Annotated in this window: 9 protein-coding genes; all 9 read right to left on the reverse strand. The window is 39.5% G+C overall.

Annotated features, from left to right (window positions below; genetic code table 11):
• Positions 1 to 627: a site-2 protease family protein gene (locus tag J7K93_12005; protein ID MCD6117733.1), complete on the reverse strand. Its 627-nt coding sequence runs from the start codon at positions 625 to 627 to the stop codon at positions 1 to 3.
• A gap of 20 nt (positions 628 to 647) precedes the next feature.
• A complete protein-coding gene (locus tag J7K93_12010; protein MCD6117734.1) occupies positions 648 to 1658 on the reverse strand; it encodes an MCE family protein in 1011 nt (336 codons plus the stop codon).
• 7 nt (positions 1659 to 1665) lie between these two features.
• Positions 1666 to 2397 carry an ABC transporter ATP-binding protein gene (locus J7K93_12015; GenBank protein ID MCD6117735.1) on the reverse strand — a complete coding sequence of 244 codons (732 nt, stop codon included), beginning with the start codon at positions 2395 to 2397 and terminating at the stop codon, positions 1666 to 1668.
• Between the two features lie 4 nt (positions 2398 to 2401).
• Positions 2402 to 3178 (reverse strand): ABC transporter permease, encoded by a 777-nt coding sequence (locus J7K93_12020; GenBank protein MCD6117736.1) that lies wholly within the window; start codon positions 3176 to 3178, stop codon positions 2402 to 2404.
• Positions 3171 to 4838: a 2,3-bisphosphoglycerate-independent phosphoglycerate mutase gene (locus tag J7K93_12025; protein MCD6117737.1), complete on the reverse strand. Its 1668-nt coding sequence runs from the start codon at positions 4836 to 4838 to the stop codon at positions 3171 to 3173. Before J7K93_12025 ends, J7K93_12020 begins: the two co-directional genes overlap by 8 nt.
• Positions 4839 to 4880: 42 nt before the next feature.
• Positions 4881 to 5324 (reverse strand): tRNA (N6-threonylcarbamoyladenosine(37)-N6)-methyltransferase TrmO, encoded by a 444-nt coding sequence (tsaA, locus tag J7K93_12030; protein MCD6117738.1) that lies wholly within the window; start codon positions 5322 to 5324, stop codon positions 4881 to 4883.
• 9 nt (positions 5325 to 5333) lie between these two features.
• Positions 5334 to 6422 (reverse strand): DUF362 domain-containing protein, encoded by a 1089-nt coding sequence (locus J7K93_12035; protein MCD6117739.1) that lies wholly within the window; start codon positions 6420 to 6422, stop codon positions 5334 to 5336.
• A 127-nt stretch (positions 6423 to 6549) separates the two neighbouring features.
• Positions 6550 to 6780, reverse strand: coding sequence for a hypothetical protein (locus J7K93_12040; protein ID MCD6117740.1), 231 nt, complete (start codon positions 6778 to 6780; stop codon positions 6550 to 6552).
• A 5-nt stretch (positions 6781 to 6785) separates the two neighbouring features.
• Positions 6786 to 7589 (reverse strand): PP2C family protein-serine/threonine phosphatase (locus J7K93_12045; GenBank protein ID MCD6117741.1); only part of this gene is annotated, 804 nt, incomplete at its 5' end.

Raw genomic sequence — 7589 nt, forward strand, 5'->3', positions numbered from 1 at the left:
TCAATGAATTGCAATCCCTGTCAACAGCCTCAGGAAGAAAATTACAACAGGAAAAATAACAGCAGTAAAAAATCCAAGAAATAAAAGCCCGAAAATAATCATAAAACCAAATCTCTCAAGTTTCATGAATTTTACAGCGATATCATCAGGCATAAAACCCATTACTATGCGCGACCCGTCAAGAGGAGGAATAGGAACAAGATTAAAAAATGCAAGTACAAGATTGATATAAACAGCAAAATAAGCCATATACAAAAGAACACTTCCCGGGCTTAAAACAGCAGAAAATATTCTGAAAAGTATACCTGAGACCACAGCAAGAAATATATTGCTTGCAGGGCCTGCAGCACCTACAAAAACCATATCCTTTTTAATGTCTTTTAATCTTAACGGATTAACAGGTACAGGTTTCGCCCATCCGAAAAGAACAGGAGATTTTATAATAACGAGAATCAGAGGGAAAATAATCGTACCGAAAATATCAATATGAGGCAGGGGGTTCAGCGTTAATCTCCCTGCATCACGGGCAGTTGTATCACCTTTGATCAATGCTGCTTTTCCATGTGCAACTTCATGAAAAATAATGGAAAAAAGCAGTACTACAATTTGCGGGATAGCTTTCATCATTTTAAATTCTCCGGTTTCTCTTAGTTATTCTTTTTGAATGGAGTTACAGGCCTGGTCTTCTCTCCTGCTTTTCTTCTGTTTCTTATAAACCATGTTGCAATACTGCTTCTCTTAATACCAAACACAACGTCTTCCATGCCTCTGTAAAGCCTCCCGTCATTTATTAACATTGCAGCACTTCCATTCCCGGTATCCATTTTTGTACTTATATTTGCAAGAGAATGCATAAGAAGTTCCAGGTCTGCTGCGATCTTTTTGCCGTAATCCTTGTCATTTACAAGTTTGCCGAACAATGTTTTCTTACTCTTTAGATTTTCAGAAACTTCACGCAGATTCTTTGCTGCAGCCTGTATATCATTTATCGTTTCATCGGTTTTTGAAGAATCAGCGAGCAGAGTTCCTATAGACCCCTTTCCCTCCTGTGCACGGTGCAGCAACACAGCAAGGGAAGCTGATGCGCGGTTAAGATTATTCATCATCTCTTTAACTTTTAACTGCTCGTTAACTATCATGCCAAGTGCACCATCTCCCTTTGAAATCTTGTTTAAAAGTACCCGCATATCATCCATAACACTGGTAGTTGATGAAACAAGAGACCCGAATCCTGAATAAGTTCCTGTTTTAATCTCTTCTCCTGGTTGAATGGGTGGATTTTCGTGATCGCCCATTGAAAGCTCAATTACCTTGCCATACACGATACTTGCAGCCGCAATAACTGCACGTGAATCTGTACGCACACGTCTTGCAGCATTTTTGGATATTTCAATTACAACCTTGATTTTTCTGGTTTTTATATTTTCAGGAAAACTTATATCAACAACATTTCCCACTTCGACACCGGTTAAAAGTACAGGATCCCCTTTATACAGGCCGCCTGTAGAATCAAAAAATATGGTATATTTCACCTTTTTTCCAAAGAGAGAATCTTTTCCGCCTCCTACTGAGAAAACAGCACCTATTACAATCACAAGACCAAGTGTAATCAAAATGCCTACACGTACTTCTTTCCTATAATTTCTTTTTTGTCTCATAGATAACCTAACTTCTTAAAAATTCATTAACTATATGATCTCCGCACTCAAGTATTTCATTTGGAGTGCCGACAAATTTAATTCTTCCTCTGTACAAAAATGCTATTCTGTCAGCCACTGTCATAGCGCTCTGAATATTATGGGTTACAATAACAGAAGTTATTTTTAAATTTTCATGAATGGTTCTCATAAGAGTGCTGACCCATCTTGTAGTAATGGGATCAAGCCCTGTAGTCGGCTCATCATAAAGCAGCGCCTCAGGCTCCATTACAATGGCCCTTGCAAGAGCAGCTCTTTTCTGCATACCTCCGCTTAAATTGGAAGGCATTTTAAAAGCAGAACTCTCAAGCCCTACAAGCTTTAACTTCTCAATTACTTTGTCATGTATATCGTTCTCAGACAAATTTGTGTGTTCTCTTAACGGGAAAGCTACATTATCAAAAACTGACAAAGAATCAAAAAGCGCTCCACCCTGGAACAAAAATCCAATCTTCTTTCTAATATGAATAAGCTGATTCTCACTATATTCACTGATATTCTCACCATTTACAAACACTCTTCCCCTATCCGGTGATATTAATCCCACAATATGTTTTAAAGCGACCGTTTTCCCTGTACCGCTTCCACCGAGAATAACAAGTGCTTCACCTCTTCGAATCAGCAGTGTAAGCCCTCGAAGTACTTCCTGCCCGTCAAAATCTTTATAAACCTCATCAAAAAATACAAATGGCGGCACAATATCCTCACAAAATTAAAAGGAGTTTAGTAAGAAAATAATCTGCTATCATTATACTGACTGAACTTGCAACTACTGACCTCGTTGTTGCCTGTCCCACACCTTCGGCTCCGCCCTTTACATTCAGGCCGTTATAACAGCCGATAAGAGATATAAAGAATGCAAAAACCATAGCTTTTAACATCCCGCCGAAAAAATCAGATAACGTGATAGAATGAATAACTTGATAATAATAGGTTAAAAAAGTCATTTTTATATCAAGAAGACTGACAACAAGCCCCCCTGCTATCCCCACTAAATCTGCAATAGCTGTTAAAACAGGAAGCATCAGCAGCGATGCAAGGACTCGCGGGAATACAAGTTTTTTTGCAGGGCTTGCGCCAAGAAGCCTTATTGCATCTACCTGCTCTGTAACTACCATACTCCCTATAACTGATGTAATCCCTGCACTAACCCTGCCCCCGACAAGAAGGGCTGTTAACAGAGGCCCAAATTCCTTTGTAATAACCACGCCTACACCAACGCCAACCATAACTCTTCCGGCAAAATTGGCTTCTGAATATGCAACCTGAACAGCCATCACCATTCCCACAAAAAAGGAAGATATAACTACAATAAAAAGAGAGCCTACGCCGATATCTTCCATCTGCGAAACCAACTCATGTATTTCATAAGGCCTTGTAAATCCGAATCTTATGGTATCAACAAAAAGTTTTGCAATACTTCCGACTTCATAAAATATTTTTACAAGCGATTCTCTGAATTTCAGTATCAGCCTACTCATGGGTAAATTCTATCAAACTTTCGTCATAATCTTCAGGAGGTTCATATCCAAGCAGATCAATACAAGTTGCAGCAATATTGCTTAATCCTCCGTCAGGATTTTCTCTTAATCTGTATTCATTATTGAACATCGGATCATAAATAATAAAAGGGACAGGATTCAAAGTATGGCTGGTTTTCGGCTTAAATGTTCCGTCATCTTTCAATTTGGGATTGCCGTCTTTATCCAGTTCAAACATTTCATCCGAATTCCCATGATCAGCCGTTATTATTGCTATGCCTTCTATTTCTTTTATTGTTTTCAGTAGCCTGCCTATTGCAAGATCAACTGTTTCCACTCCGATTACAGCAGCATCAAATTTCCCTGTATGGCCTACCATATCGCCGTTTGCATAGTTAAGCCTTGCAAATCTGTATTTTCCTGTTTTCAATTCTTTTGTTACAGCATCAGTAATCTCAGCACTCTTCATCCATGGCCGTTCTTCAAATGGTATCAAATCCGAAGGCACTTCAATGTAAGTTTCCAGTTTATCATTAAACTTGCCGCTTCTGTTTCCGTTCCAGAAATATGTAACATGGCCGTACTTCTGCGTTTCACTGCATGCAAGCTGGGTTATTCCCGTATTTGCCATAAGCTCGCCCATTGTACGATCTATGGCCGGAGGCGTAACAAGAAATTGTTTCGGGATATGCAGATCTCCGTCATACTCCATCATACCTGCATACTCAACTTTGGGGACTCTTCCCCTGTCAAATCCGGAGAAATCTTTTTCATCAAAAGCCCTGCTTATCTCAATTGCTCTGTCTCCTCTAAAATTAAAGAATATGACAGAGTCCCCATCTTCAATATTACCGATCGGTTTATCATTATCTGCAATTACAAAAACAGGCAGAAACTGATCTGTTATTCCGGGCTGTTTTTTCCTCAATGATTCAATTGCTTCTTCTGCTGAGGAAAACATCTCGCCATTTCCGTGAACATGCGCTTCCCATCCGATTTTAACGATGTTCCAGTCCGCTTCATACCTGTCCATAGTTACTTTCATTCTGCCGCCGCCGCTTGCAATTCTGCAGTCAGCTCCGGTTTGATTGACTTTTTTCAGGTATTCCTCAAAAGGAAGAACATAATCAAGTGCTGAAAGTTCCCCAACATCACGTCCGTCTAAAAGAGTGTGTATTCTTATTCGTTTCACGCCCTCTTTTACTGCATTTTCAATCATTGCTTTTAAATGATCAATGTGGCTGTGAACATTTCCGTCAGAAAACAATCCGATAAAATGCAGAGTTGTATTATTTGATACACAGTTTGAAATTAACTTTTTCCACACTTCACCCTTCCACAAAGCTCCTGTTTTAACAGCTTCATTTACAAGTTTGGCTCCCTGTGAGAAAACTCTTCCAGCTCCGATAGCATTATGCCCTACTTCAGAATTTCCCATATCTTTATCAGAAGGCAGGCCTACTGCTTTTCCATGTGCTTTAAGAAGCCTGTTTGCATAATTTGAAAATAGAAAATCCAGCACAGGTTTATGTGCACTTTTAACTGCATTTCCCGCATTATTGTCAGATATACCGACACCGTCCATAATTACAACAACGAGCGGCCCTTTTCTGCCTGAAAATTTTTCACTCTTCTTCAGGATTTCAGCTTCTCCTCCCAAAATTCCTCCTAATCAAACATTCATGTAAATCTTAAATTCAGTTTATTTTTTCCCTTCACTCCACCCAAGCCTGTCAGCCTGATGAGAATCAATATCAGGAAAATATGGTTTAATATCAAGAAGTGGCGTTCCGTCAACCATATCAATTCCACTGATTCTAAGAATATTTTCTTCCCTTCCGAGAAGTTTTACAACAGTCATACCTACAGGATTAGGCCTCCTCGGACCTCTGATTGCAAAAATCCCGCGAGGAGTATTGTCATTGTAAGGCCTGGAAATCAAGGTATAATTATCCACTCTGTGAAAATAGTAGATAAGTATCAGATGTGAAAATCCCTCAACATCCTTTAATCCTTCGGCAAACCTCGGGTACACTGTTACGTGGCCTTCTGTTTCAGGGCTTAATGCACCCTGGGCCGGCATGACAGCCGGCTTTTTAAATGGAGTGTGAATCACTCCGATAGGATCAAAAATAACTACCAAAATAACCCCCGATCACTTTGATAAATCAACCAGGTTGTATTGTTTTTTCCCAAGTCCTATCCTTTCGCCGTAATTTATCTGCTCCATCGGATCGATATCAGGAAATGTAAGATATCTAAGCGTTTTCCCTGTTTTTTCTAAAATCAAATCAAGGCTTGCCAGATCAACTGAAACAGGGTCATGCCCTGCAATAATGCCTATATCCGGAATTAAGGGTTCCTGCTTAAAATCCATGCAATCACAATCTTTTGTTATATTAATTAAAAAACTTACAAACAGTATCTTATCTTCTTTCCCTTTAACAACTCCAAGCGCATGTTCAGCCATGCGTCTCTGCAGTTCCTTATCTTCTACTGCCCAATCATGCCTGACTGCTCCGAATCTGCAAACCGCAAGACATTCACCGCATCCTATACATTCCTCTCTGTTTATCGTTGCCTTACCGTCAGACATAGTTATACAATCTACAGGGCACCATTCAACACAAACTCCGCAACCTGTACAGAATTTATGCTTTATCTTCGGCTTCATTGCAGAATGCTGTTTAAGTTTGCCCTTTCTACTTGCAAAACCCATGCCTATATTTTTTATTGCAGCTCCCATCCCAGCTGCCATATGTCCTGTAACATGAGTCATAACAACAATAGCATTTGCTTCCCGTGCAGATGCAGCAATTGAAACTTCCTCATAAATCCGGCTGTTAATTTTTACTTCTCTTTCAAGATTACCCACAAGCCCGTCTGCAATAATTACAGGCGCTCCTGTGGCTTCAATTGTAAATCCATGCTCGTGAGCAAGCATCAAGTGATCTACACTGTTATCACGCTGGCTTTTATAAAGAACACAGGTATCAGTTAAAAAAGGTTTTCCGCCGTACTGTTTTATTCTTTCAGATAATGGCCTCACATAAAACGGCGGAATGTGAGTGCTGTTCTTTTTTTCTCCGAAATGAATTTTAATAGCTGTAAGGTCGTTTTTCCCGATTATTTTAACAAGGCCTGCGCGTTCAATTAAATAGTCAAAAGCTTCCTTCTTTTCTGAAGCAGACATACCATCTGAAAATGGATAAAAATAAACATCTGCAATATTTTCAATGCTCATTCAGTAATCCCTGATTTCATATACACTCTTATCTTTGTAATGTAATGAATAATAATGTCAAATTCAAGCAGCAGGATATGCAAATTGAATGATAATTAACAACCTGATAAATCTACTCTATTCAGAATTATGAATCTTTATCTTTATACTTGTACTCAACATTTCTTATTTTTCCCGGTACGTAATATTTCCCATTGGATTCACGTACAACAGGCAGTCCTTTTTTCTTTCCCTTCTTAATCCACCTTACAAGATACCCGGACCTTAAAGCACCATTTTTATCAAAATAGTGTATAACCGGCTCTTGAAATGAAAACAGGCCTAACTGACTGTCCTTATTAATATTATCATCATTCACAGCTATTACTCTTCAATTTCAAGACGTTTTACAACTACAACAGTTGCATCATCTTCCCACTGCTTTTTCTTCCCGAAATCAAAAACGCTTTTATAGATAACATCTATTATTTCTGATGGGCTCTTATCTCTGTTTTTCTTTACAAGTGCCTTAAGCCTGTCAGTACCAAACTGATCTTCCTCGTTTTTATGGCGCTCAACAATCCCGTCACTGTACGCAACAAGAATTGAACCAGGATTTAATCTAAAATATGCACGCTGAAGATCTATTGAAGGTAAAAATCCCAGAGTTATGCCTGTTGCGTCCAGATCATGAAATTTATTCCCGTCCAATACAAAGGGGGCAGGATGTCCTGCATTTGCATAGAACAGGTGCCCGTCCTGTTCAATTTCTCCGATGAAAAGAGATACAAAATTAGTGGAAAATGTGCTCTGTTGTATTACTCTGTTCAGCCTCTTGATAGTGTACACAAGGCGCATATTCCTCTCAAGCCCCATACGGAGGCCTATAACAACATCCCTGACAAGAAGTGCTGCAGGCAGGCCGTGGCCGCTTGCATCACCTACAGCAAAACCAAAATCCTGCTGGTCAAACTGGAAATACTCAAAAAAATCACCTCCTACCAAATCAGCAGGCTGTGATCTTCCGGCAATAAGATAGCCTTTTATTTTCGGCGGAAATTTCGGCAGCAGGCTCTTCTGAATCTGCTCTGATCTCTCAAGATCCGTTCCCACCATCTCGGAAAACAACCTGTAATTAAGAGCTGTACGCATAGCTCTTAAAAAAAGCATAATCTCTTCATACACCCA

The organism is bacterium, assembly GCA_021158245.1.
GTDB lineage: Bacteria > Zhuqueibacterota > QNDG01 > QNDG01 > QNDG01 > QNDG01.

Coding starts and splice junctions, on each gene's coding strand:
- J7K93_12005 (MCD6117733.1), bottom strand. CDS start 627: ATGATGAAAGCTATCCCGCAAATTGTAGTACTGCTTTTTTCCATTATT.
- J7K93_12010 (MCD6117734.1), bottom strand. CDS start 1,658: ATGAGACAAAAAAGAAATTATAGGAAAGAAGTACGTGTAGGCATTTTG.
- J7K93_12020 (MCD6117736.1), bottom strand. CDS start 3,178: ATGAGTAGGCTGATACTGAAATTCAGAGAATCGCTTGTAAAAATATTT.
- J7K93_12035 (MCD6117739.1), bottom strand. CDS start 6,422: ATGAGCATTGAAAATATTGCAGATGTTTATTTTTATCCATTTTCAGAT.